The sequence below is a fragment of the Marinococcus halophilus genome, from assembly GCF_900166605.1.
GTDB classification, from domain to species: Bacteria; Bacillota; Bacilli; order Bacillales; family Marinococcaceae; genus Marinococcus; species Marinococcus halophilus.
Window position 1 is genome coordinate 429,706 of the sequence record NZ_FVZD01000005.1, and the last position, 26,033, is coordinate 455,738.

The 26,033-nt window shown below is 48.2% G+C and carries 25 protein-coding genes; 21 read left to right on the plus strand and 4 right to left on the minus strand.

The window, feature by feature from the left end; translation table 11 throughout:
• The first annotated feature begins 26 nt into the window (after positions 1-26).
• The 4 genes from B5066_RS04560 (at position 27) to B5066_RS04575 (ending at position 5,276) form a co-directional block, all read left to right on the plus strand.
• Positions 27-1,190, plus strand: a complete 1,164-nt coding sequence (locus B5066_RS04560) for a glycosyltransferase (protein WP_079474763.1) — start codon at positions 27-29, stop codon at positions 1,188-1,190.
• A gap of 66 nt (positions 1,191-1,256) precedes the next feature.
• A complete protein-coding gene (gene cysQ, locus B5066_RS04565) occupies positions 1,257-2,063 on the plus strand; it encodes a 3'(2'),5'-bisphosphate nucleotidase CysQ (RefSeq protein ID WP_079474764.1) in 807 nt (268 codons plus the stop codon).
• A 39-nt stretch (positions 2,064-2,102) separates the two neighbouring features.
• A complete protein-coding gene (locus B5066_RS04570) occupies positions 2,103-3,416 on the plus strand; it encodes a flippase (RefSeq protein ID WP_079474765.1) in 1,314 nt (437 codons plus the stop codon).
• 81 nt (positions 3,417-3,497) lie between these two features.
• A complete protein-coding gene (locus B5066_RS04575; protein ID WP_079474766.1) occupies positions 3,498-5,276 on the plus strand; it encodes an SLC13 family permease in 1,779 nt (592 codons plus the stop codon).
• A 46-nt stretch (positions 5,277-5,322) separates the two neighbouring features.
• Here the strand turns inward: B5066_RS04575 and B5066_RS04580 are convergent, their stop codons facing one another.
• Positions 5,323-6,471, minus strand: a complete 1,149-nt coding sequence (locus B5066_RS04580) for a polysaccharide pyruvyl transferase family protein (protein ID WP_079474767.1) — start codon at positions 6,469-6,471, stop codon at positions 5,323-5,325.
• Between the two features lie 256 nt (positions 6,472-6,727).
• Between B5066_RS04580 and B5066_RS04585 the strand changes: the two genes are divergently transcribed.
• The 3 genes from B5066_RS04585 to B5066_RS04595 all read left to right on the plus strand — a co-directional run bounded on the left by B5066_RS04585 (position 6,728) and on the right by B5066_RS04595 (position 9,305).
• Positions 6,728-7,561, plus strand: coding sequence for a sulfotransferase family protein (locus tag B5066_RS04585; protein ID WP_079474768.1), 834 nt, complete (start codon positions 6,728-6,730; stop codon positions 7,559-7,561).
• A gap of 133 nt (positions 7,562-7,694) precedes the next feature.
• Positions 7,695-8,486, plus strand: a complete 792-nt coding sequence (locus tag B5066_RS04590) for a hypothetical protein (protein ID WP_079474769.1) — start codon at positions 7,695-7,697, stop codon at positions 8,484-8,486.
• 126 nt (positions 8,487-8,612) lie between these two features.
• Complete coding sequence (locus tag B5066_RS04595) at positions 8,613-9,305, plus strand: CpsD/CapB family tyrosine-protein kinase (RefSeq protein WP_079474770.1); 693 nt, start codon at positions 8,613-8,615, stop codon at positions 9,303-9,305.
• Between the two features lie 76 nt (positions 9,306-9,381).
• Here B5066_RS04595 and B5066_RS04600 read toward each other — a convergent pair whose 3' ends face one another.
• Complete coding sequence (locus tag B5066_RS04600) at positions 9,382-10,170, minus strand: DeoR/GlpR family DNA-binding transcription regulator (protein WP_079474771.1); 789 nt, start codon at positions 10,168-10,170, stop codon at positions 9,382-9,384.
• 236 nt (positions 10,171-10,406) lie between these two features.
• On the opposite strand from B5066_RS04600, the gene rpiB reads away from it, so the two are divergent.
• From rpiB to B5066_RS04650, 10 genes are all read left to right on the plus strand, one after another.
• Positions 10,407-10,859 (plus strand): ribose 5-phosphate isomerase B, encoded by a 453-nt coding sequence (gene rpiB / locus B5066_RS04605; protein ID WP_079474772.1) that lies wholly within the window; start codon positions 10,407-10,409, stop codon positions 10,857-10,859.
• A gap of 18 nt (positions 10,860-10,877) precedes the next feature.
• On the plus strand, positions 10,878-11,882 hold the full coding sequence (locus B5066_RS04610; protein ID WP_079474773.1) for a dihydroxyacetone kinase subunit DhaK: 1,005 nt from the start codon (positions 10,878-10,880) through the stop codon (positions 11,880-11,882).
• Positions 11,883-11,900: 18 nt separating this feature from the next.
• Positions 11,901-12,548, plus strand: a complete 648-nt coding sequence (gene dhaL, locus B5066_RS04615) for a dihydroxyacetone kinase subunit DhaL (protein ID WP_079474774.1) — start codon at positions 11,901-11,903, stop codon at positions 12,546-12,548.
• Between the two features lie 2 nt (positions 12,549-12,550).
• The gene (locus B5066_RS04620; RefSeq protein ID WP_079474775.1) at positions 12,551-13,375 is read left to right on the plus strand and encodes a sugar phosphate isomerase/epimerase family protein; all 825 of its coding nucleotides are present in this window, start codon (positions 12,551-12,553) and stop codon (positions 13,373-13,375) included.
• 55 nt (positions 13,376-13,430) lie between these two features.
• On the plus strand, positions 13,431-14,321 hold the full coding sequence (locus B5066_RS04625) for an NAD(P)-binding domain-containing protein (protein WP_079474776.1): 891 nt from the start codon (positions 13,431-13,433) through the stop codon (positions 14,319-14,321).
• A gap of 185 nt (positions 14,322-14,506) precedes the next feature.
• Entirely contained in the window at positions 14,507-15,805 is a 1,299-nt protein-coding gene (locus tag B5066_RS04630) for an extracellular solute-binding protein (protein ID WP_244897341.1), read from the plus strand.
• Between the two features lie 56 nt (positions 15,806-15,861).
• Positions 15,862-16,803: a carbohydrate ABC transporter permease gene (locus B5066_RS04635; RefSeq protein WP_143745393.1), complete on the plus strand. Its 942-nt coding sequence runs from the start codon at positions 15,862-15,864 to the stop codon at positions 16,801-16,803.
• Complete coding sequence (locus tag B5066_RS04640) at positions 16,804-17,625, plus strand: carbohydrate ABC transporter permease (RefSeq protein WP_079474778.1); 822 nt, start codon at positions 16,804-16,806, stop codon at positions 17,623-17,625.
• A gap of 59 nt (positions 17,626-17,684) precedes the next feature.
• A complete protein-coding gene (locus B5066_RS04645) occupies positions 17,685-18,857 on the plus strand; it encodes an ROK family protein (protein ID WP_079474779.1) in 1,173 nt (390 codons plus the stop codon).
• Between the two features lie 35 nt (positions 18,858-18,892).
• Positions 18,893-20,815: a right-handed parallel beta-helix repeat-containing protein gene (locus B5066_RS04650; protein WP_079474780.1), complete on the plus strand. Its 1,923-nt coding sequence runs from the start codon at positions 18,893-18,895 to the stop codon at positions 20,813-20,815.
• Between the two features lie 44 nt (positions 20,816-20,859).
• Here B5066_RS04650 and B5066_RS04655 read toward each other — a convergent pair whose 3' ends face one another.
• Both B5066_RS04655 and B5066_RS04660 read right to left on the minus strand, forming a co-directional pair.
• Positions 20,860-21,531, minus strand: coding sequence for a response regulator (locus B5066_RS04655; protein ID WP_079474781.1), 672 nt, complete (start codon positions 21,529-21,531; stop codon positions 20,860-20,862).
• Positions 21,532-21,598: 67 nt separating this feature from the next.
• Positions 21,599-22,768, minus strand: coding sequence for a sensor histidine kinase (locus B5066_RS04660; protein WP_079474782.1), 1,170 nt, complete (start codon positions 22,766-22,768; stop codon positions 21,599-21,601).
• A gap of 217 nt (positions 22,769-22,985) precedes the next feature.
• Here B5066_RS04660 and B5066_RS04665 point away from each other — a divergent pair, with 217 nt between their 5' ends.
• From B5066_RS04665 to B5066_RS04680, 4 genes are read left to right on the plus strand one after another with little or no spacing between them, the layout of a single operon-like run.
• A complete protein-coding gene (locus tag B5066_RS04665) occupies positions 22,986-23,720 on the plus strand; it encodes a tyrosine-protein phosphatase (protein ID WP_079474783.1) in 735 nt (244 codons plus the stop codon).
• Positions 23,721-23,777: 57 nt separating this feature from the next.
• Complete coding sequence (locus tag B5066_RS04670; protein WP_079474784.1) at positions 23,778-24,272, plus strand: winged helix-turn-helix domain-containing protein; 495 nt, start codon at positions 23,778-23,780, stop codon at positions 24,270-24,272.
• Positions 24,273-24,287: 15 nt separating this feature from the next.
• The gene (locus tag B5066_RS04675; RefSeq protein WP_079474785.1) at positions 24,288-25,211 is read left to right on the plus strand and encodes an NAD-dependent epimerase/dehydratase family protein; all 924 of its coding nucleotides are present in this window, start codon (positions 24,288-24,290) and stop codon (positions 25,209-25,211) included.
• Between the two features lie 43 nt (positions 25,212-25,254).
• Positions 25,255-26,013, plus strand: coding sequence for a tyrosine-protein phosphatase (locus tag B5066_RS04680; protein ID WP_079474786.1), 759 nt, complete (start codon positions 25,255-25,257; stop codon positions 26,011-26,013).
• The last annotated feature ends 20 nt before the right edge of the window (positions 26,014-26,033 follow it).

Consider the following 26,033-nt stretch of genomic DNA (forward strand, 5'->3'; position numbering starts at 1 on the left):
TAAAACTAATAAAGCAGGTGCTGAAGATGGTGAACGGCAAAAAGAATAATTATTTTGTTATCGGCCAGGAGCGCTGGGACTACGCGGCAATTAAGTACCGCAGGCACCGCATTGCTGAGCGTCTGGCAAGCCTTCCTGAAACAAACCAGGTTTACTGGATTGCCCCGTATCAGACAACCTGGAAAAAAGCATTAAATTTTCACCGCAATATCATCATCCGGAAGCTTGATAATGGCATTATTCAATTAGAGCTGCCGGAATATAAAGGAATGATAGGCCAGGCCGGCATCCTGCCGATTCGAAAGCTGATGCAGCGCTTTTTTGCTGCAGAAACCAACAACTGCGTTTGGTATACATATCCGGCGTTTTGGAAGATCGCAGACCCGGCCCGGGATAAAATAGTATATGACTGCAGTGATCTGTGGGGGAGCTCGAACTGGTCTGCCGACGAAGGGGCATCCCCGTGGAAAAAAAATGCTTATTTGAAACTGATTCGCTTAGCCGAGCAGAGGATTGCCCAGCGGAGTGAGCACTTATTTGCCACGTCCGAGACGCTCGGCGCCCATCTTTCAGCGCTTGCCGGAAAGCCGGTGGAAGTGATTGAAAACGGTGTAGGGCTTGAAGGATACAGCGGGCCGGGACGTTCTGTGGAAGAAGCAGCGGCTGTTCCAGAGCCAAGGCTGGTATTTTCGGGAGGCATTAAGAAAAAAATTGACTTAAAGCTGGTACGGGAAACCGCAGAATGTTTTTCATCTGCAAGTATAGTAATGATCGGACCCATCAGTGATGAACGGGCTAAAGACCTTGAAGAACTGCGTGCATTAAAAAATGTATACTTTTTAGGCGAGAAGCCGTCGGAGGCCATTCCGGATTATCTGCATTACATGGACGTAGGACTAATGCCGTATAAAGACATTGACTACAACAAAGCAGTGAGTCCATTAAAGCTGTTTGAATATTTGGCCGCCGGGCTGGGAACGGTAGGACACGGAGTACCTACAACTGAGCGGCATCAGGAGCGGGGCATTTATAGCCATGCTCAATCATATGAAGCATTTTTTGAGCAGGTCGGGGCTATGCTCGAACAGTCCAAGAATCCTGAGCTCATAGAGCAGCGGAAACAGCTGGCAGCCCAGAACGGCTGGACAGAGAAAATCGATCGGCTCGTTGCAACTGTACACAATCATTAGGTGACCCTCTCGGAAGATGAGTTTTTGTTAAAAACTGATTCTATTAATATGAAAAGGGGCTTACACATGCCAACTATAATTACAAGCGCAATTATTTCAATTGCAGTAGAAGCAGGGCAGGAAATTATGGATGTATACAAGCGGGATTTTACCGTCGAACATAAAGAAGACGATTCTCCGCTGACAGAAGCAGACAAGCGTGCACATAATGTAATCGCGAAAGGACTTCACGAAGCAGATCCGGAAACGCCGGTTATTAGTGAAGAAGGAAACACTGTAGAATACGAGAAACGTAAAGACTGGGAATCCTTTTGGCTTGTGGATCCATTGGACGGGACAAAGGAATTCGTGAAAAAGAACGATGAATTTACGGTTAATATTGCAAAAATTGAGGGCAAGTACCCGGTTATGGGGGTCATTTACGTACCGGCCCAGGACGTGCTCTATATCGGCAGTCAGTTCTTTGGCGCCTACAAAGTCACCGGGGTAACCGATAAGCTTCCGCTCAGCGAAGAGCTGCTGAAGCAGAAGGGCGAAAAGCTTTCGGCATCTGAGCCTGAAAACAAAGTACACGTTATTGCAAGCCGCTCCCACATGTCGGCGGAAACGGAAGCATTTATTAACGAATTGAAGGATACGTACAGCGATGTAGATGTAGTATCTGCCGGCAGCTCGCTGAAATTCTGTTTTATCGCAGAGGGGAAGGCCGATTTTTATCCACGCTACGCTCCAACGATGGAGTGGGACACCGGCGCCGGGCAGGCCATTGTAGAAGCGGCCGGGGGAACGGTTGTCAGGTACGAAGACAATGAAAGGTTTTTTTATAATAGAAAAGACCAAACCAACGGCTGGTTTGTAGTGAAATCCTTTTAAATTTTTTCTATAACATAAAGTAGAAATGAGTGTATAACATTGCCTGGTAGTTTAACGCGTTTTAAAAATATGTTTTTTAACGCCGGATGGATTATGTTTGAAAGGTTTTTCCGGATGGCGGCGAATTTTTTCGTCGTTATTATGGTGGCCCGTTTTTTAGGGCCTGACCAGTTTGGAGTAATTAATTATCTATTAGCAGTCGTTAACATTTTAGGTCCTATCACTGCTCTTGGAATGGTAGGGGTGTTAGTAAGGGATTTGGTACGAAATCCTGAACAGCAAAATGAGATGCTTGGTACCAGCTTTGTTTTAAAATTTATAGCTGCGCTTATCTGCAGTCTGGCGTTAGTTGTTTTTTCTGTTTTTTATGAAACAGATCCACTATTGATCTGGTTTACAGTAGTGTTTTCGCTTTCTCTTTTGTTTAAACCATTTGAAAACGTTAAGCTGTATTATGAATCAATTGTTAAATCCAAATACGTAGCGCTGTCAGAAAGCATGGTCGTTATGACAGCTGCTGTGTTAAAGATCGTATTAGTGCTGCTGCAGGCCGAATTGATTTATTTTGTGATTGTCTATGCTGGAGAAGTCGCTATGATGAGCTTTGGCAAAATAATTTTTCTGCGGAAAAACGATATGTCATTATTAAATTGGCGGTTCCGGAAGTCTTTGGTGAAGCCTCTTCTTGCACGTTCGCTTCCGCTTATTTTTTCAAGTATGGCTGCAGCAATATATATGAAAGTGGACCAGGTGATGCTTCGCTTTATCATCGACGAGGCAGCAGTAGGGGTTTATGCAGTAGCTGCCCGTATGTCTGAGATATGGTATTTCATTCCAATAGCAGTGGTAACCTCAGTTTTTCCGGCCCTCATTAAGCTCCGTGAAAAAGATTCAGTCAGGTACTATCGTCGTCTACAGGCAGTCTTTGATATTTTATTTTTGCTGGCTTTTTCACTCGCAGCAGTGGTGACCTTTATCAGTGAGCCATTTATTAATATTGCCTTTGGAGAGGAATACAGTGCTTCGGCAGCAATACTGTCTATTCATATATGGGCCGGTATTTTTGCGTTTATGAGGCAGGGACTGAGTAAATGGCTGATTAATGAAAACTATTTGAAGTTCTCATTATACAGTCAAGGTGGTGGAGCAATTATTAATATTGCACTGAACTTTGTGCTTATCCCTCTGTATGCTGGTATTGGGGCTGCGATAGCCACCATAAGTGCTTTCTTTATTTCTACATATCTTGTTTGTTTTTTTACGAAAAAAACTCGTCCAATTGCGTTTATGATGACCAAATCATTTACAGCTCCTTTTCGAGTGAAATCCATCGTAAAAAATTTAAAGAGCTAGAGCTAACAAGAGACTCCCGCAGCGGGTCTCTTTTGCTGTATAATCAACCCTATAAGAATAGTAGGAAATAGAGGGGTACATATGACCATTGAAATGGGTGTCGTTTTAATACTAATAGTGGGAATGCTTCTGGCGCTGTTTTTTGAGGTTGCCCGCCCGGACATTATTGTGTTCACTGTGCTGGTCATCCTCCTTCTCAGCGGCATTTTGACGACCGAGCAGGCTCTGGTCGGCTTTTCCAATGAAGGAATGCTTACCGTGGCGCTGTTATTCATCGTGGCTGGAGCGGTGCAGAAAAGCGGGCTTATAGAGCGGTTTATGACAGCCTGGCTGCAAAAGAGCCGGGGCCCGGTGTCTTCGATGGTGCGTACCTTTGTGCCGATATCCGGCATGTCGGCGTTTTTAAACAACACCCCTATCGTTGTAGCCTTCACTCCGATTATAAAAAAATGGTGTGAGGACCGCGGCTATGCGCCGTCGAAGTTTTTAATCCCGTTGTCGTACGCGACGATTATGGGAGGCACAATCACGCTCATCGGCACCTCGACCAACCTGGTGGTGCACGGGATGCTTCTGGATTATGATATGGCGGGATTTGGTATGTTTCAGCTGGCTATCGTCGGCCTGCCGCTGACAATTGTCGGCCTGATTTATCTGTTTACGATTGGCTACCGTATACTGCCTGCGTACGAAGGCGCGCAGAAGCGGATGGAGGACGAAGCCAAAGAGTACTTATGTGAAATGAAGGTGGAGCAGGCCTTTCCCTATGTGCGAAAAACGGTGCAGGAAGCAGGACTCCGGGATCTGCAGGGGATGTTTTTAATCGAAATCATCCGCCGGGAGGAGCGGGTGTCTCCGGTAGGATCCAATACGATCGTTCAAGCCGGCGACCGCCTGATTTTCACCGGGGTGCTTGAAAAAATGGCTGACCTGCAGCGCACCCCAGGGCTTACACTAAAAACCGGAACGGAGCTGACGCTCGACGACCTGCAGAACGGCACGAACCAGCTGGTAGAGGCGGTGGTCTCCCACCAGTCTTCGCTGCAGGCGAAAACGATCAAGCAGGCGCAGTTTCGTTCCTCCTACGATGCCGGTGTAGTCGCCGTACACCGTAACAACGAACGAATCCAGAGTAAAATCGGAGATATCCGCCTGCGCCCCGGGGACTCGCTGCTGCTGCTTGCCGGCTCGGATTTTTTACAGAAATATAAACGCTCGAATGATTTTTACGTCGTCTCAGCCCTGGATACGCCAGGATCTATTAAAGAACAGCCTGCGAAGGGCTGGTTCTCGCTTGGGGTGCTTCTTGCCATGATTGCGATCGTCACGATCGGGTGGCTCAGCATGTTTCAGGCGATGGCGCTCGCAGTGCTCATTTACTTAGCGGCGCGCATTATTACGCCCGAGGAGGCGAAGCGCTACGTGCAGTTTCAGGTGCTGCTGTTGATTGCAAGTGCCTTCGGGGTAGGGTCGGCCATGACCGAAACAGGTCTTGCCGCCTGGATAGCGAAGGGACTGCTGGCCTTTGGGGAGCCGCTTGGCATCATTGTGGTTCTGCTTTTTGTTTATGCCTTGACAAACCTGTTTACCGAGCTGATCACAAATAGTGCAGCAGCCGTGCTGATGATTCCCATCGGGCTCAGTATTGCCGAAAGCCTGAATGCCGATCCAATGGGTTTTGCCGTAACGATCGCGATCGCTGCTTCGGCAAGCTTCGTCACGCCGATTGGCTACCAGACAAATTTAATTGTGTACGGGCCTGGCGGCTATAAATTTTCCGATTATATCAAGGTCGGCCTGCCGCTTACGGCCATTGCGATGGTGATGACCGTCGGCATCGTACATGCGTTTTACTTTTAATACAGTACAGGCTCCGGGGCATTGAAGCCCCGGAGCCTGTGACGTGCTACAGCAAGTAATCCTGCCGGTCGAGGGTTGCTAACTTTTTTTCAATCGCAGCTGATTCTTCTTTCCATTGATTGTACAAAACGTCCAGCTGCTGCATGACCTTTTCGGCCTGCAGGCTGGAAATATCTACGTGGTAGCGTTCCTGGTTAAAGTATTCCAGCAGCTCCTTATATTTGGCTGCCCAGCCGATTACAAGCGCCGGAGTGGAGGAGCGGTAGGCATGAATAATGGAGTGGTACCGGGAAGCGACAATAAATTTCTTATTGTGCAGCTCTTCCTCAGCGTTTTCGGACGTGACCTCCACCACCGGAATCTGTTCGGCTCTGCTTTTCTCAGCAAGCGACTCGAGAATTTCCTCGCACAGCTCTTTGTCCTCCCGCGAATGGTATAAAAGAGAAATATTTTCCTGCTTGCTTTCCAGAAAGCCTATAATGTTGGAAAAGTAAGCAATGACTTCTTCTTTGGACTGATAATTGAGCAGCTTTTTATTCGGAACGAGGGCGACCGCTTCACGCTGCACCTTCGGTTTAGCTTCCGGCGCTTTGTTGGTCAAAACGAGATCCATGGCCGGTGTAACATTGGCCGGGCGGAAGGCAGAAATATGCTGGTAACTTTCGTTTTCTCTCGCAAATACTTTTTCCGGATAGGCGAGTGCTTTTCGCAAGATGTAATGCATAAACGGCTTCAGCGTTTTGGAATATGTGAATGGTCCGAATGACTGCGGCAGAAGAGCCGCCCGTACGTTGTATTTTTTAGCCAGTAGAAGGTTTAGTAAATAACTTCCCTGATGACGCACGGTAAACTGGTTGGAAAGACCGTATCCACTGATATCATACAGCTGGTCAGCTTCTAAAAAAGCGCTGCGCAGCTTAGCCATCCGTTTTCGGATTGAGCGTTTTTTCGTTACTCGGTACATGAACTCATACAGCGGTGTTAAATGAAAATACAGCACCAGCCGGTCATAAAATGACAGGGTGATTAATTCATACGGAAATTGGCGGACATCCTGTTCGTCGTGTTCAATATTAGTTAAAAGAAGAATATGGTGATTGGGGTATTTGTTTTTGAGTTCTCCCGTAACTGTATGGATCATTGCTTCTGAGCCTTTATTATACAGCTGGGCGCCGGTAATAATAATATTTGGCATAATGAGTTCATCTCCTGTGATGAATAATGTTTTAACCGCTTAAATTAAAAGTATAGACTAAAGGGGAAGGGGAAATCAATCCGCCTTCTCTTACTGTTTTCCGGTTCCAGTCCGAAAGTGAATTTTCTGTAATTGATTGTAGTCAGGTAAACCGGGCATGTATAATATAAAGGAGAGGCTCTAGAAAATACATGCCGTTATTTAGTTTGTAAGAAAATTGCACATTTTACGTATTCCATCCAGGGAGGCTTGCGTTATGGGATTCCCCCCGTCTGCATTTTTGATCGGTGCACAGAAGGCAGGAACGACGACACTTGCGAACCTGATCGGCCAGCATCCGGACGTCAGCCTCGCAGAGCCGAAGGAGCCGGATTATTTGTCTAACCAGTATCATCGGAGCTTGGCCTGGTATCAAGATAAGTTCATCCATCCGGAGGCAGAAGTGCTGCTTGATGCGTCAACGTCCTACACGATCGCAAGCCCCACGTATGAATACGGGGACAAAAGCATCCCGGAGCGGCTGTATGAGCTGAACCCGGAGGCGAAGCTGGTCTATATTATGCGGGACCCGGTGGAGCGGACGTATTCCGGGTATTTGCACAGCAAACGGTACGGACGGACGACCCAGAGCTTCAGCGCCCTGATTCGCAACAAAGAGTTTCATCATATTTATACGAGCGATTACTACAGACAGATCAACCGCTGGCTGGAGGTATTCCCGCGCGGGTCGCTGCTGCTTCTGCTGTTTGAGGATTTAAAAGAGCAGCCGGAAGCTACGGCCCGGCAGTGCCTGGAGTTTTTAGGGCTCGAAAGCAAAGTGGAAATAAAGACAGAGGTATACATGAACAAAAGCTACAATACGACCGGCTTCGGTGCGAAAGTGAATGGGCTTCTCCGCAAATACCGGTTCATAAATATCCGGTGGGTGCCGGCGGGCCTGCGCCGAATGCTGAAGAATAGATTGATTCTAAGCAAGAAGCCGGTGGAAAAAATGAGCACAGAGGACCGGGTCTATCTGCAGAAGCATTTTCAACCGATGAATGAACGGCTGAAGCAGGAGTATGGGGTAAACACGGATAAATGGAATTGAACAGGCGCCGGAACAAGGGCTGGAAAACGGAAACGCTCCAGTCCTTTTTTATGGAAATTTTCGGATTTCGTCTTTACAACCTGGAAGATTTTCGTAATACTTAAGAATGGAATAATGAACGAGGGGAGATCTCATGAAGCGATCAATTGGGTTATTTATCCTCGTCCTGATCACGGCTGTGGTGTTGATTGCAGGATGGCTGTATTACCAGGACCGCATCGATACCGCTGGCGGAGCTGATGAAAGCAGCGGCGGGCAGCAGAACGGCGGCAATGCCTCTTCAGAAGGCGGGTCCGGAAGCGGGATTAATGCCGAAGGACTGAACGGCGCCCTGCAGAGCCAGCTGGAAGAAGCTGAAGAGTCCGGCGACCCGTTGCGGCTTGTCGTAGCCGGGCCCGGTGCGATAACGTCGGAAGGTGACAACAGCTTTCCGCAGCAGCTGGCCGATCGGATCGAGGAGAACTGGAACGGAGTCAATACAGAAGTAGAAACGATTACATATGAAGACAGCACGTCGCTTGAGGTGCTAAATAACGGCGGCGTGGAGGAAATGGCCGGGGCTGAGGCAGATCTGTTTATCTTCGTGCCGTTTGCGGTCAGCGATAACGGAACGGTTAGCAGCGATGACACAATTTATGCTACCCGGGAAGTAACAGAAGCGGTGCAGGAAAACGACAGTGCTTATTATATCAGCGCCCCGCAGCCGTGGTACGAAGCGCAGTATTACTTAGAACAGCTTGATGCCGTCGAAGGCTACGCAGACGAGGCCGGCGTCACTTATTTGAATCACTGGAGCGCCTGGCCGGCAGTGGACGACGAAGCATTAATCGATTATGTCGGTGAAGATACACCGGTACCGACCGAGCAGGGACACACGGCCTGGACAGACGGCATCTGGCAGCAGTGGACAGAAAACGGGTCATAAAAAGGTCCTTTATTCTGAAAAAACGAACCGGGATCTGGGCGGATATGCTATACTACGCCTATAATCCACTAAGCACCCGGCCGATACAAGGAGTAGCAGGAAAGAAACCAAAAGGAGTGTGCGCGTTTGGCACGAAAAAAGAAGCAAGAGACGAACACGAATCAGAGGAAGCTCATCACCTGGCTGAACAGTAAATCCCCGGTTTCTGAGCAGTATCGTACGATTCGTACTAATATTCAATATTCATCAGTAGATAAAGAGATGCAGACGATGGTGGTTACATCAGCAGGTCCCGGGGAAGGGAAGTCCACCACAGTAGCGAACCTGGCAGTGACGATGGCCCAGCAGGAAAAAAAAGTGCTTCTCGTGGACGCTGACCTGCGTAAACCGACCGTGCACTACACGTTCCGCCGCATGAATACCCACGGGCTGATTAATGCTCTCACAAATCATGGGGAGTATTCGGCGTACGTACAGGAAACCGAAGTGCCGAACCTCGACATTCTACCGAGCGGCCCGATTCCTCCGAACCCTTCCGAGATTCTGGGAAGTCGTTCGATGGCGCACCTGGTGGAGCTTGCCCGCGAGCAGTACGATGTAATTTTGTTTGACGCGCCGCCGGTGCTTGCCGTGACGGACGTCCAGGTCATTTCCCGCCACTGCGATGGAAGCATTCTCGTTGTAAAGGCTGGAGAAACTGAAAACGATGCTGCCCGGAAGGCTAAAGACCTGCTGGAAGTGAGCGGTGTGCCAATCCTTGGCTGCATCCTGAATCAGAAAAAAGGCATGGATCAAAGCTATTACTATTATTACGGATAAATAAAACGAACCGGCTCCTGCAATCAAGGAGGCGGTTCGTTTGCGTTTCAAGGATTTAGTTTTAGGGTGGATGGGATCAACTGTAGTCTACAAGGGAAAAAAGAGTTTGAATATTATACTTCTCAAGCTCTGTAAGTATTTCCCCGGAGACAGGCTCGTCTGAAATAAAATAATCAATTTCATCTAAAGAGGCAAAGGAAGAAATAGAGCTTTTGTTAATTTTTGAATGATCGATAAGGGCGACGACTTTACTGGCTTTGGTTACCATATGTTTTTTCAAATCAACTTCGTATACGTTAAAGTCCGTAAGCCCTGTATTTACTGTAAAACCACTGGCGGAAGTAAGCATGAAGTCAACATGAATTTTATTTAACATATCAATTCCCAACACGCCCTCTAAAGAGCTGGAACCGTGCCTGACCACCCCTCCTAAAAGAATGACTGTTAGATTAGGGTTTTCCCTTAATTCCAGTGCGGTGTAAATACCACTGGTGACTACAGTAAGGCGCATCTGGCTTTCCTTCAGCAGCCGGGCAAATTCTAGTGCCGTTGAACTAGCATCCAAAAGAATACAGTGACCATCTTCAATTAACGACATCGCCATATGGGCCATCGTTATTTTTTCTGATTTATTTTTCTTTTCTCTTGAGGAAAAATTAATTTCGTTTTCTTCTGCTTCAGGTAACACTGCCCCGCCATGAGTTCTCCTAAGCAGTCCTTCGTTTTCCATATCCTTCAGATCTGAACGAAGCGTCACTTCTGATACCTTCATTTTCTCTGCCAGACCGCGGACAGTAACGCGGCGATCCACATTTAAGTATTCGAGGATTTTCTGCCGGCGTTCCGCTACAAATAATTTAGTCATCGTTTCACCCTTCGACTCATATTCTCTTCCTAATAGTAGAAGAAAAATTCATTTTTAGCAAAATATTTAGTTTAAATTCCTTTGTAATGTTTCGTTTTATTTTGATATTCTGTAAATTAATTATTTATTTTAGAATAAACGATTAATTTCGAAAGTAAATAAAAATAAAAATTGACAAACAAAAATAAAAGTGCGAAAATTTAATCAAATATTAGTAGAAACGGGGATTGAAAATAGTGAAAATAGCTATTGGAAGTGATCACGTTGCATATGATCTGAAAGAAACGATAAAAGAATACGTAGAAGAGCTAGGGCACGAAGTCATTGATTACGGCTGCTATAACTGTACAGAAGTGGATTATCCGGATGTGGCATTTGAAGTGGCGCAGGATATTAACGATAATAAAGCTGAACGGGGGGTTCTGATCTGCGGTACCGGTATTGGGGTAGCTATTTCAGCCTGTAAAGTTCCTGGTATTCGTGCGGCCCAGTGCCACGATGCGTATTCCGCCGAACGTGCCCAATTAAGCAACAACGCCCAGATTATTACGATGGGCGCCCAGGTCATCGGTGCGGCACATGCTAAAAAAATTGTGCAGACGTATTTAAGTGTAGAATTTCAAGGGGGCAATTCAGAACGCAAGGTCAATAAGATTTCGGAAAAAGAAAAAGAATTTATGAAAAAATAAATTTCAGGAGGTCTAACGGTGAAAAAATTAATTAACGACCCGGACGTGGTCGTCGAGGAAATGCTGAATGGTTATTTGAAAGCGCATTCTCAATTTGTGAGAGGGGTAGAGGCGCACTCGCGAACGATCGTCCGCACGGACGCTGGCTTAAAGCAGAAGGTTAGTTTAATTATTGGAGGAGGCTCCGGCCATGAACCAGCTTTTATGGGGTATGTAGGCAAAGGGATGGCTGACGGCGTCGCGGTGGGCAATATCTTTTCTTCTCCGCCTCCGGATCCAATCGTGGAGGCAATAAAAGCAACGCATACCAACAAGGGCGCCCTGCTTTTATACGGCAACTACCAGGGAGACATTATGAATTTCGGGATGGCAGCCGATATTGCAGACATGGAAGAAAACATAGAAGTAAAGCAGGTCATTGTAAAGGATGATATTGCGTCAGCACCTAGAGAGGAAGCGGAAAAACGAAGAGGGATCGCCGGAGAATTTTTTGTGACGAAGGTAGCCGGAGCAGCAGCAGAGGAGGGTCTTTCGCTCGAAGAGGTGTACCGTATAACTGAGAAGGCCAACCAAAATGTAGGTTCCATGGGCGTCGGGCTCTCGCCGTGCTCCCTTCCGCAAACCGGGCAGCCAAGCTTCACTCTGGAAGAGGATGAAATGGAAATCGGCCTTGGGCACCACGGGGAGCCGGGCGTGGAAAAAAGCAAGCTGGCTACATCAAACGTGGTCACTGAACGTATTTTGAACAACATTATTGATGAAATGGATATTGAATCCGAGGATGAGGTATCGGTGCTTATTAACGGCCTCGGGTCCACAACCAGAATGGAGCTTTATATCATGTATGATAAGGTGGAAAGCCTCCTGAATGAAAAGGGAATAAATGTTTATACGTCTTACGTGGGGGATTATTGTACGTCGCTCGAAATGGGCGGGTGCTCTATTACACTTTTAAAAATGGATAAGGAATTAAAGTCATTTATTGATGCTCCGGCTCAGTGCCCGATGTATACACAGAGTTAAGCAGGAGGGGAATATTGCATGCAGGCAGAGGAATGGAAAAATTATTTTAAGACAGCTCACAGTGTACTTGAAGAAAACAAAACTTATTTATGCGAACTGGACCGGGCGCTCGGAGACGGCGATCACGGCATCACAATGAGTATCGGTTGGAAGGCGGTGCAGGAAGCCCTTGATTCAAAGCTGGCGGACGAAACAGATTGCGGCAAAATTGCTATGACAGCAGGACGATCCTTTTTAAGCGCTGTAGGGTCATCGGTAGGCCCACTCTATGCTTCTGGCTTTATGGCCGGGGCGAAGACCGTCAAAAACAAAACGGAGCTTTCCATGGAAGATATGAGGCAGTTCTGGATTGAATTCACCAATGGCGTGCAGGAGAGAAGTCAGGCGGAGCCGGGGGATAAAACGATGATGGATGTTTTATACCCTGTTCAGGCAGCACTGTGTAGTGAAGAAGGAACGGTAGAACAAAAATTTCAGCAGGCCTCAGAGGCAGCAAAAGATGGCATGGAGGCCACCAAAGAGATGAGCTCCAAAAAAGGCAGATCTAGCCGGCTGGGTGAACGTTCCGTAGGCCACCAGGATCCGGGGGCCACATCGATGCAGCTTCTGTTCTCCACCTTCGTCACAGAAGCATTAAATTTAAAAACTGTTAAAGAGGAGTATTAAAAATGGTCATGAAATTCGGATGCCAGGGTTCCACCTGGGTGCTGGACTACGATGTGGAGGCAGACATGATGGACCAGATTATGGATGACGTGAAAAACGGCGGGCTGACCGGCCTGGATATGCAGATTTCCCTGCTTGGAAAATATAAGGATCAGCCGGAGCGCTTCAAGGAAGAGCTGGATCGAAGAGGCCTGCAACTGGCAGCCCTGACGATCCCGCATGGTTTTGAAGGCGGAAAGCCCTCTGAGCAGGAAAGAGAGCTGGAAAATTACTATTTTGACTACCTGAAGCACTTCCCGGAGGCGGTGATGAACGTGCCTTCAAGAGTCGGGGCCAGCAGGGACAATGTACGGCAACGCCAGCAGGAGATTATTAAGGGAGCCAATGAACTGGGCAAACGTGCCCGGGAGGAGCACGGCATTGTGACCTCGCTTCACCCGATTTCCTACAAAACCTCCTATTGGAAATCCCGGGAGGACTATGAAATCCTTTTCGATGGCCTTGACGAAAGATACATGGGCTATACTCCGGATGCCGGCCATATCATGTTCGGCGATATGGATCCGGTGGACATTTTCAGGGAAGCCCTGCCGTTAATTAAACACGTGCATTTTAAGGAAGCATCGAAAAATCATGAATGGAAAAAAATGGGCGAAGGCGACATTGACTTTGTAGGATGTATGCAGATTCTAAAAGACGGCGGCTACGACGGCTGGGTGATGCTCGAAGAAGAAACCGGAGCAGCAGAGCCGGATACTGGGAAAGTCATTAAAGAGCTTGGCGATTACGTCCATAAGCACCTCCAGCCAGTCATTCAAAAAAACTAAGAGCATTTAGCGTTACCAGAATCTATTTAAATACTGTTGCATGGAGGCGTGTCTTATGAAGGTTGGATTTATTGGCCTGGGAATTATGGGCAAACCGATGGCCGGGCATCTTATTAAGCAGGGATTTGAGACGTACCTGTTTGATTTAAACACAGAGGCGGTCAACGAGCTGGCAGCTTTGGGCGGACATGCGTGCAAAACTGGTCAGGAGGCAGCAGAAAACAGTGAGGTTATCATCACGATGCTGCCGGAAGGAAAGCATGTGTTCCAGGTATTATTTGAAGAGCCGGGACTGGCTGCAGTCAGTAAACCGGGAACTATTATTGTGGATATGAGCTCGGTATCCACGGAAGAATCAAGGCTGTTTGCTAGTAAGTTGGAAGCACTGAACCTTCACTTTATCGACGCTCCGGTCAGCGGAGGCGAGCCAATGGCTGTTGAAGGCAGGCTCTCCATTATGGCAGGCGGTGAGGAGAACCACTTTCATAAAGTGCTGCCCGTATTTGAGGCCATGGGCGAGAACATTGTCCATTGCGGGGCGAGTGGCACCGGTTCGGCAGCAAAGCTGGCAAACCAAATCATCGTGAGCGGAAACCTGGCCGCTTTATCGGAAGCCTGTGTGTATGCAAGCCAGGCAGGTATTGACTTAAATAAACTGTTTGAAGCCATTCATGGCGGACTGGCAGGCAGCGCTGTCATGGAAGCCAAAATGCCGCAGATCATCGAACGAAATTTTGAACCGGGCGGACGTATTGAAACAAATTATAAAGATTTAAAGAACATCCAGTCCTCAGCGAATGCGATCGGAGTGCCGCTTCCCGTCACCAACCTGGTGAAAGAAATTTTCCACTCCGAAATTACTAACGGAAATGGGAAAAGAGACCACTCCTACATTATTAATTTCTTTGAGAGGATGGGGAACTGCCAGACTCCGAAGGGAGGTTGAGCCGCCTCTATATCAAACTGTTATTAGTTTATCCAGCCGACAAACATAGACATCCGGCTGGATAAATATAAACATGAAAGGAGCTGATTCGTAGACTAAATATTCATTATTGTTTTTCTTAATATTCAGTCTTCATTATCCATTTAATGTAAGCGTTATCAATTAAAAAGAGGAGTTGATTGAACGTGAATTACAAATTTCCTATGGCAGCAGTTTTACCGGCGTTTTTAATCTTTGCAGCAGGATGCCAGCCGGCAAACCCGGAAACTCCGGAGGGGGAAGAGGCTTCGTCAGGCGAAAGCGGCGGCGGAGGCAATTCCGTTGAAGTATGGCACATTGAAACCGGAGCGGGAGAACAAGTGCTCCAGGACGCGGCGGAACGCTTCGAGGAGGAAGAGGGGGTTACAGTAAATTTAAAGCAATATCAAAACGACCCTTATAAACAGCAGATTAGTACGGCCATGGGCGGCAATGCGGCTCCCGATATTTTTCATTCCTGGGGCGGCGGCTGGCTGGAGAATTTCGTGGATGCTGATCAGGTTGTAAATATCACTGACGAGGTTGAGTCCGATAGATTTCTGGAAGCAGGCCTGGGTACAGTGACTTTTGATGAAGAGATTTACGGGGTGCCTATGGGCCTTGATTTAGTACCTGTGTGGTATAACAAAGAAATTTTCGATGAATACGGTCTTGAAGAACCGGAAACATATGATGATCTTTTAAACATTGTCGATACATTAAATGAAAACGACGTTATTCCATTCGCTCTTGCAAACCAGACACAATGGCCGGGGGCCTTCTATCTGATGTACCTTGCTGAAAGAGCTGGCGGGGAGGATTTATTCGCCGATGCCTTCAGCCGCGAAGGGAGCTTTGATGATGAAGCATATATCGAAGCAGGAGAGAAAATCCAGGAGCTGGTGGATAAAAACGCCTTCCCGGATGGTATTAACGGCAGCGACTATGACACCGGCCAGTCCCGTCAGTTAATGTACTCCGGGGACGCTGCGATGGAAATTATGACCAGCGGAGCGATGATCAAAAACGTAGATAGTGAAATGCCTGAATTCAAAGAAAAACTCGATTACTTCATGTTCCCTGAAATCGAAGGTGGGGAAGGGGCGCAAAATCACCTTGTAGGTGGTGTAAGCCCGGCATTTTCCGTTTCGGAGCAGAGTGATAACAAAGAAGCTGCCATTGATTTTCTGAACTTTATTTCCGAGCAGGAAACAGCAACTGAATTTGCTAATGAAAGCGGTGCTGTATCTCCAGTAGAAGGGGCGGAGTACGAGGACGAATTTATCAAGCGTTTGAGTGAAACCCTGAACGAAGCTGATTTTGTACAGACGTACTATGACCAGACCCTGCCTCCGGCTCTTGCGGAAGTTCACTTAGACACGACTCAGGCACTATTTGGCGGGTCCATTACACCGGAAGAAGCGGCTGAAGAGATGGAACAGGCTGCCGAGGAAGAGCTGGAATAATTAACTTCTATGTCAAGCCGGTTCTGCCGGCTTGATGTAGTTAAAAATTGAGGTGAATGTTGTTGGCTACCAACGTCGAAAATAAAGTGAACACAAAATCCCGGAATGCTTCCAGGAAAAAGAATGGCAAGAACTGGCTTGTCATATTAGGATTTATGGCTCCGGCGCTCCTTTTTTACGGAGTGTATGTGGTTTATGCGATTGGGATGACCTTTTACTACAGTCTGTTTGACTGGAACGGCATCGATTCCAATATGGTTTTTATTGGACTGCAGAATTACTTTGAAGTTATCCGGGATGGTGTGTTTTGGCAGGCTTCCGGGAACAATGCCCTGCTGATTGCAGCTTCACTGCTGACCCAGCTTCCTCTCGGTTTAATAATGGCTTTGCTTCTATTCAGTCCGATCAAAGGGATGCGGCTGTTCCGCACCGTTTATTTTATGCCCTTCTTAATGTCCACAGTGGCTATCGGGATTTTGTTCATCTATATCTTTGATGCCAATTACGGACTCGTAAACCAGTTCCTTGGTGCGGTTGGCCTTGAATCATTACAGCGCGGCTGGCTCGGCAGTGAAGATACCGCCATTTGGGCAGTTATTATCACCATTTGCTGGCAGTTTGCTCCGTTTTATATGATTTTATTCCGTGCCGCTATCGTCGGAATCCCGGAGGATTTATATGAAGCTGCTGAAATTGATGGGGCTTCAACCTGGAGAAAGTTTTCAGGAATTACGCTTCCGTTACTTCGTCCTATCATTATTACCTCTGCCATTCTATCCGTTATTGGTGCTTTAAAGTATTTCGATTTAATTTATGTAATGACCGGCGGGGGTCCGAACAATTCCACGGAATTAATGGCTACCTATATGTATGACCAGACGTTTACAAACTTCAGCATGGGCTACGGCAGTACCATATCCTCCATGATGTTCATCATTGCATTTATAGTGACACTCGGCATCATTACCGTGGATAACAAAAGAAAGGCGGATTTTTAAATGATAAGCAAATTAAGACAAACCCCGTTGTATATCGTAGCCATTGCTCTTCTTTTATTTACCGGCCTTCCTTTCTTTGTCATGATCAATACATCCTTTAAAGGGCAGGCGGAATTCGCCACGGCACCCTGGGCGCTGCCAGAGGCTTTGTCCTTTGAGAACTATACATTCCTGTTTGAAACAAACTTCTTTCAATACTTTGGAAACAGCTTAATTGTAACGGTGATTTCTGTTATTTTAACGATCATATTTTCTGCGATGGCAAGCTATCCGCTGTCACGCATGAAGTTCAAATTAAACAGACCAATCCTGCTGCTGTTTATGGTAGGGATGATGATTCCTATCCATACGACACTGATTCCTATTTTCCTGCTTACTCAGAACATGGGATTGTACAACACTCTTTGGGGCCTGATCGGTCCTTATGTGGCTTTTGCTCTTCCAATATCAGTAGTGATTTACACTCAATTTATGTCTGATTTGCCAAAGGAATTGATCGAATCGGCAAAAATCGACGGCTGCGGACATCTGCAGTTATTTTGGAGAATTTTATTTCCTTTATTAATTCCAGCAACCGCCACGGTAGCCATTTATAACTTTATCCATATATGGAACGAGTTTATTTTCGCCCTCGTGTTAACGAATTCCGATGAAGCAGCGACGCTCCCGATTGGTCTGCGGGAATTTTACGGAGAATTCTCCATAAACATCCCAGGACTGATGGCTGCCTTGACGCTGGCGAGTGTGCCACTGCTGCTCGTGTATTTTGTCGCCCAAGAAAAAATCATCAAAGGACTCGCAGCGGGCTCTGTGAAGGGATAAATTTATGAAGGAAGCGGTGCTCCCTTTATGTAAAAACAAATAAACATGGAGAGTCGCATATGAAAACTGGTGATCAAGGGCTTGTAAGAAAAATTAATAAATCCATCGTATTAAATAAAATTCAGACAGAATGCCCGGTGTCCCGGGCTCAAATTTCAAAAATCACCGGATTAAACAAGGCTACCGTTTCGAGTCTGGTCAGTGAGCTTATGGAGGAGCATTTTGTCGGGGAAATAGGGATGGGTCTTTCAAGCGGGGGACGCAGGCCGACAATGCTGTTCTTCAATAAGAATGCAGGCTATTCCATCGGGGTGGATCTTGGCGTTAATTACATCCTTGCCGTCATGACAGATCTGCAGGGCAATATTATTCATAAACACAAAATTGAAATTGAGGAGACCGACCCCGAAATTATTTTTCTGAAGGTAAAAAACTTGATCAGAGAGCTGCAACAGGAAGCTCCCGAAAGCCCGTACGGCATCGTCGGTATTGGCCTCGGGGTGCCCGGCATGATTAATAACAACGGCCTGATTTTATTTGCCCCGAACCTTAACTGGCACAGGGTGGATTTAAAGGGTTACCTGGAAAAGGAATTCCGGCTGCCGGTGACGATTGAAAATGAAGCAAAGGCTGGGGCTCACGGGGAGAAAATATACGGTGCAGGGCAGCATGTATCTGATTTGATTTATGTAAGCATCGGCATAGGTATCGGAGCAGGCATCATTATTAACGACAAGCTTCACAAAGGATCGACGGGTATTTCCGGGGAAATAGGACATGTGTCGATTGATTCCCATGGGAAAAAATGCCCCTGTGGCAATAGAGGATGCTGGGAAATGCACAGCTCTGAGGCGGCGTTAATGGATAAAGTAAGACCTCTTTTCCCACCCGGCACCAGAATCAGCCTGGAGATGCTTCTTAAAATGGCCATGGAAAACCACCCTGGGGTGCTGAATGCCTTCGCTCAGATTGGGGAATATATCGGCATTGTCCTGACCAATATAGTAAATACTTTTAACCCGGAGCAAATTATTATCGGGAACCGGTTTGCGGTATTAGAACCGTGGCTGCGCAATCCGATTCAGCGCGTTCTTCAGCAGCGCCTGCTTCCCTATTATCATGATTCGTTTGAACTGAAATTTTCCGAGCGCGGGATGCTGTCATGCGCACTCGGTTGTGCTGCGTTTGCAATCGAACAGTTTTTTTCGGCAAGCAGGGTCACCGTAGTATAAGTAATAATAGATACGATGCAAAAGGAGCAGATATAATGGCTAATGAATATCATGTGGCGAAAAATGGAGCAGATAACCAGGAGGGAACAAAGCAAAATCCATTCCTGACCATTAACCAGGCAGCCGCTTTAGCGGCAGCAGGGGATACCGTAATTGTGCATGAAGGTGAGTACAGGGAATGGGTGAAGCCTAAAAAGGCAGGATTAAGTAACACGAGAAGAATTACGTATCAGGCGGCTGAGGGAGAAAAGGTCGTGATCAAGGGATCGGAGCAGATAACAGATTGGGAGCAGGTGGAAGGAACCGTTTGGAAAACAACACTGCCAAACGATTTCTTTGGGGAATACAATCCTTACAAGGAAGAGATCTTTGGGGACTGGGTGAAATACAACCCCGGCAGGCACCTGGGCGATGTATATATAAATGGAAAGTCGTTCTACGAGGCGGAAAGCATGCAAGAAGTGTACAACCCCATGGGGCGGACGGAGATCGTGGATCATTGGACGGAAACCACTGTTTCTGTTGAAGATCCTGAGCAGACAAAGTATGTATGGTTTGCAGAAGTGGATCAAAATACAACGACGATTTATATTAATTGTCACAGTATAGATCCTACGCAGGAACTGGTGGAAATAAATGTTCGCAAATGCTGCTTTTATCCGGAACAGACGGGTATTGACTACATTACCGTCAGTGGCTTTGAAATGGCGCAGGCAGCGACTCCGTGGACGCCGCCGACGGCTGACCAGCCCGGACTTGTAGGGCCGCACTGGAGTAAAGGCTGGATCATTGAAAACAATATTATTCATAATTCCAAATGCAGTGCCATCAGCATAGGAAAAGAAGCTTCAACCGGACAGAATTACAGCACGACACGAAAGGACAAGTCGGGGTATCAGTACCAGGTGGAATCAATCTTCCAGGCCCAGCAGGCTGGCTGGACGAAAGAAAAGGTCGGCTCCCATATTATTCGTAATAATAAAATATATGATTGTGGCCAAAACGCTGTTGTTGGGCATCTTGGGTGTATATTCAGTGAAATATATAACAATCACATTTACAACATAGGCATTAAGCGCGAGTTTTTCGGCCATGAAATTGCAGGTATTAAGCTGCATGCTGCCATTGACGTGCAAATTTATCACAATCGCATTCACGACTGTTCCCTTGGCATATGGCTGGACTGGCAGACGCAGGGGACAAGAGTGAGCAGTAATTTATTTTACCGGAACAACCGCGACCTGTTTGTAGAAGTCAGTAGCGGCCCTTATGTGGTGGACCATAATATTTTAACCGCAGATTATGCTCTGGATAATCATGCCCAGGGCGGAGCTTACGTTAATAATTTGATACGCGGGGAAATGGTCCATAAGAAAATGCTGGACCGAGCTACACCGTATCATCTACCGCACAGTACAGAAATGGCTGGCTTTGCTGTCACCTATGGCGGGGACGACCGCTACTTTAATAATTTATTTATAGGAGATAAAGACATTACAGGTGTAGGAACGACCCATTATGACGGCTATACGGCTTCGCTCGAGGAGTACATTGAGACAGTAAACGATTTTTCTGCCGATCATAAAGCATTCAACAACGTCGAGCAGCCAGTGTATATTAATAACAATGCGTATTTAAATGGAGCAAAGCCCTTTGAAAGAGAGGAACAGAAATTAATGGCAGAGCAATTCGATCCCAAACTGGAAATTATCGAAAAAGAAAACGAAGTGTATCTATACTGTGAGCTGCCAGAGGATTTCGAACAACTGCGTGGAAATATGCAATCGACGGAAACATTGCATAGAACCCGTATTGTTGATGCCGATTTTGAGAACCCGGACGGAAGCGAGTTAATATTGGACAAGGACTACTACGGCAATGTGAAAGGTGAAAAAGCAGCCGTAGGGCCGATGAATGATCTGCAAAAGGGAGAAAACTACATTAAAGTGTGGGGCTGACCAGGCCCGCTTGATCAACTGCAAAACGAACCGGCTCCTGGCCTTCAGGAGCCGGTTTCTTTATGTCGCTGCTGAAAGTAGGCCATCGCTTCGCGGCGGTTGCGGACGCCGATTTTCCGGTAGATGGCAGTCAGGTAGTTTTTCACCGTGCCGAGCGTTAAAAACAGCGTGTCCGCGATTTCCTGGTTGGAATAGCCGGCAAGAAGCAGGTCCACGATCCGGCGGTCCTGCAGAGAGAGCGTAGTCGTGTCCTCCGTTTCCTGAAAATGCGGCGCTCCGTCCTTGCGGTTCCGGGCAGCGAGCTGGTCGCTCAGCGTTTCCGACACGGAGGTCGGAAGCACCATCTGCCCGCGGGCGACCTGGCGCACACATCGCACGAGCTCCTCGCTTTCCCAATCCTTCAAAAGAAATCCCTTCGCGCCGTTAGTCAGTGCCTGAATGACATTTTCCGCGTCCACATAAGAGCTCAGCATGATGAACTTTGTTTTGGGGGATGTCAGCTGAAAATCGGGCAGCCATTCGATGCCGTTATTGCCTTCAAGATATACATCAAGCATGACCACGTCCGGCTGCTCGTTGGTGAGCATTATTTCTGCCTCGGCGCCGTTTCTCGCAATCCCCGCCACTTCCAGGTCCTCTTCCAGTTCCATAATCATGGCCAGTCCGTCCCGGACAATGGCATGATCATCCACAATCCCTATCCGAACGGTTTCCATCTATGAATCCTCCTTTTCAAGCTTTTCCTGTTGCCGGTGCTGAGTGTTTAAAAAATCAACTGTCTCTTTAAGGGGCGTACGGGCTGGGGTCCCTGACCGGCAGGCGGAGCTCGAGCGCCATGCCGTTTTTTCCTCCCGGAAGAGCTTCAAAGCGAAGCAGGCCGCCGAGCTCTTCCGCCCGGGCGGAAAGCCCGCGGAGGCCAAAGCCGAAGCTGACGTTTTTCGTAACGGTACGCCCGTTGTCCTCGAGGCGGGCGACAAGCTGGCCGGGCACCTGGGTGGACAAGGTGTAGGAAAAATACGTGCATCCCCCGTGACGGAGACCGTTAGTGAGCCCCTCCTGAAGCATCCGGTACAAAAGCATTTCCTGCTCTGCCCGAAGTACGGGAAGCGGCTTGTCAAAGTGCCATTCGACCCGTACATCCGAGGTGTCACGGGTCGAGACGAGAAGTCCTTCAAGCGCTGCTGCCAGGTCAATAAACCCATCGGTGTGTGCCATGGAATGTGCCGTTTTCCGTATTTCCTTCATCGTCTCCTGCACCTGATGCTTGGACGTCTGCAGCTGGGTACGGGCTTTTTCGACTTCGCCCTTTTCAAGCAGCCGCTTGGCCGTTTCCAGCGCCATCATGGAGGTGGTTAAGTAATGCCCCGCGCTGTCATGAATATCCCTGGAGAGCTTGAGCCGCTCCTGCATGATGGATTTATCCTCTATTTCCCGGTGGTACAGGCGCAGGCGGTCATAGGCCCGCTGCAGCTCGTTTCGCTGCTGGGTGGAGCGCTGGGCCAGGTAGCTGAAGCCCCAGAACAGAATGTATTCAATAAAGCGGGGCAGGACAAAGCTGATACCGGCAAGCCCCGGAAAGTCCTCATGGTAAGCCGTGGCCCCCACAAAGGCAGTGTAGGACAAAAGCATAAATGGAAAGCTGAACCGGCGCGGAGCCCGGTAGCCAAGCTCGGCGATCAGGACGAAAAAAAGCGTCTGGGGTACAAAGCCCCCAGCGATCACCTGCACCACACAGGCGGTCAAAAACTGGAGGCCGATCACTGCCACAGAGGAAAAACGGGCGAGCGGCACGGCGAGAAGCACAAGCCGGATAACCTGGATCATACCAAACAACCAGCACAGGGCTGCGGCAAGCCACCGCTCGTCCGGCGACTCCATGTACACGAACAGTCCGGCTGCGATGATGGCGATGAATTGGATCGTATACATGAAGATTCGCTGGCGGCGGTTCATGCAATCCCGCTCCCTTCCGCTCCGTCATCCTTCGTAAAGTTCCTTCGTCCCAGAAAAAGTCATATGACTATTAACATTTGTGTGATTATTAATGACTAGGTAATTACTATTAATAATTATACTGGACTATTAATATAAAAGAAACGGCAACAGGCAAAATATTCTAAAAAATCTAACGTAGGCCATATTTCTTACTTCAAATGAAAGAGGTGAGTACATGATTGAAATGCATGCCCATATCCTTCCCGGATTTGACCATGGGCCAAATACGTTAAAAGAAAGCCTGGAGATGGCCAGGCAGGCAGCAGAGGCCGGGGTGAGCATTATTTATGCAACGCCGAGATACCGGTATCCGTCATATGATTTCGGCGCTGTTTTCGTCACGGAAGCAGTAAAATTTTTGAATTTTCAGCTGCTGAAAGCCCGCATTCCGGTCCGTGTCCGTTCCGGTCAGGAGGTCACTCTGTATGACGGGATGGAAAGAGATTTGGAGAAAAAACGAATTCTGCCGCTCGAGCATACCAATTATGTACTCGTTCATATGAATGAGACTCACAGTTTCCTATATGTCCGGCAGATGCTTAAAAAACTGTACAGTTCGGGGTTTATTCCCATTCTTTCATCGCCGGAGCGGCTGCAGATGTTCCACCAGAGGCGCGGGGGCGTCGAGACGCTCGTAAACGAAGGAGCAGCCGTGCAGGTCAGCGCCGGGGCGCTGCTTGGCCGGGACGGGAGAAGCGACAGGCGCTGGGCAAAATATTTTTTAAAAAAGAAGCTCGTGCATTTTATCGCCTCCAACGCCTGCAGTGCGTACGACCAGCCGTTCTGCCTCGACCAGGTGTACCGGCAGTTCGCAAAAATGCAGCGGCTGGATGAATGGCAGCGGATGCAGAAAAACGCGCATCTGCTGCTGAACGGGGTAAGGGTCACACCGCCGGCACTTATATTATAGACAGGCCGGCGCAGCACCAATTTTGTACAGCTGAAAGGAATGGAGGGGGAGATGATCTTGCATCAACTGGTCACATCCAAAACAAGACTGCGTCTCGTAATGAAATTTTATTTAACCGAGGAGGAAACGTATCTGCGCGAGCTCGTGCGCGAATGCAAGGAATCAACGAACGCGATCCGCCTCGAACTGCGGAGACTGTACGACATGAATTTAATTACCGACCGCTGGGTTAAAAACCGCCGCTACTACAAAGTAAATAAAGATTACTATCTGCACGGCCAGATGGAATCGCTGATCAAGCAATACTTATACTGGGATGAGCTGCATGAGCAGCTGAAAGGAATTCACTGGAAAACGATCTATATTACTCCTGACCCGAAGCGGAGCTCCCCGGTGGAATACGTGATTGAAGTGGAGGAGAATTCGCCGCACTGGGGCAAGCAGTTTTATCTCGGGGAAGGAACGACCGTCACGTTTGCGACGACGTCCATGTTAAACCATATTGAGCAGGTGCTGATCAGCGTGGGCAGAGAGAAAGAAAAAGTATCATAAAAGGAGGGCGCCGGCGTGGATAAACAGGCGAGGATTTACGTAACCAATCATAAGGAACGGGCAGGCAGCGCGATTTATCACTATCTTCTAAAGCATGGATATGAAAACGTGGCCGTACTCGAAAGCACGAGCTCCGGAACAGAAAGCATCCGGGCCGTTAACATGTTCTTCGCGGAGGAAAACATTGATTATGTGTTCATGACCGATGGCTATGAATATGCAGAATCCAACAGCAGTAAAGGGCTTCTCGAAAGGCGCCGCCAGCAGGCGAACGTGCTTGAAGCCGCTGCCCGCTACAACGTGAAAAAGCTGCTGTACCTCGGTGATATCCATGTGTACCCCAAGTACACTCCGCAGCCGCTGAAGGAAACGTTTCTCCAGCGGGGGATTGTTGACGAGGTGTATGCCGAAAAAACGCAGGTGACGCGGGAAGGCATCGCGCTCTGCCGGGCGTATAACCGGGCTTCCAATACGAATTTTCACGTTGCTGTGGCTCCGCAAATGTACGCGGAACAGGATATGGAAATGTCCACCGGCATCGTGGCTGAGGCAGTCCGGCGATGTATCGAGGCCCGTGACCAGTGGCTGCCGAAGGTGGAAATACCAGAAAAGGAGCCTGCCTTTCAGGAGTTTATTTACGGGGAAGACCTGGCGTCCGGCTGCGTGTTTGTCATGAACGACTACCATGAGAAAGGGCCAATCAACATCGGCACCGAGCGGGAAATCACTTCCAAGGAGCTCGTCATGCTGATTAAGCGGGTGACTGGCTATAAGGGCGCTGTATTTTTTACGAGTGCCAGGGCCGGAGGAATACGAAAAAAAACGCTCGACACGTCAAAAATCAACCGGTACGGCTGGTATCCCGAAGTATCGCTTGATAAGGGACTGCAGGCGCTGTGCCGGTGGGAGGAAGAAAAAAACCGTGCCGGCCGGGCGTGAGGGCCCTTCCTTCTTAAAACAATAGAAACCTGGGAGGCGCCGGATGATCGATATACACACGCATATACTACCTGCACTTGACCACGGGCCGGAGGAAATCAACGAAAGCATCATCATCGCCAGAGAGGCCGTGGAAAATAATATCCAGACGGTTTTTGCCACGCCGCATTTCCGGCCCGGCGTGTACGAAAACGAAGGCCTGACCGTTAAAGAAGCCGTGCTGGACTTTAACGTGCGGCTCCGGAATGAAAGCATTCCACTTCACGTGAAAAGCGGCCATGAAATGACGCTCTACCCCGGTATGGTGGAGGACCTGCTTTCCGGCCGGCTCCTGCCGCTTGAAGACACCAACTACGTACTCGTGGAAATCCAGTCCGACGATTCCTTCGCCTTAATCAAAACGCTGTTTTATTCAATGCAGATGGAAGGCTATATCCCGATCATTACGCATCCTGAGCGGCTGGGGGCATACCCTGAAACAGAAGAACCGTTGTATTATTTTGTCTCTCACGGCGCCCTGGGCCAGGTGAGTGCTGCAGCGGTGGCCGGGAGAAACGGCCGGAAACGACAGCGCTTCGCCCTGAAGCTGCTGCGGAAAAACCTGGCTCATTTTATCGCGTCGCAGGCAGACAGCATCCCTTTTCGCTTAAAGCCTGCCTACGAGCAGACCGCTGCAGTGCTCGGGCTGAAAAAGTCCCGGGAAATGCAGGAAAACACCAAACGCCTGCTGGTCGGATCCCCGGCACTCGTGGACCCGCCGGAACCCCTGCACAAGAAACGTGCTTTTTTTAAACGAACGTAAGGTAATTCTGTCCAACATTT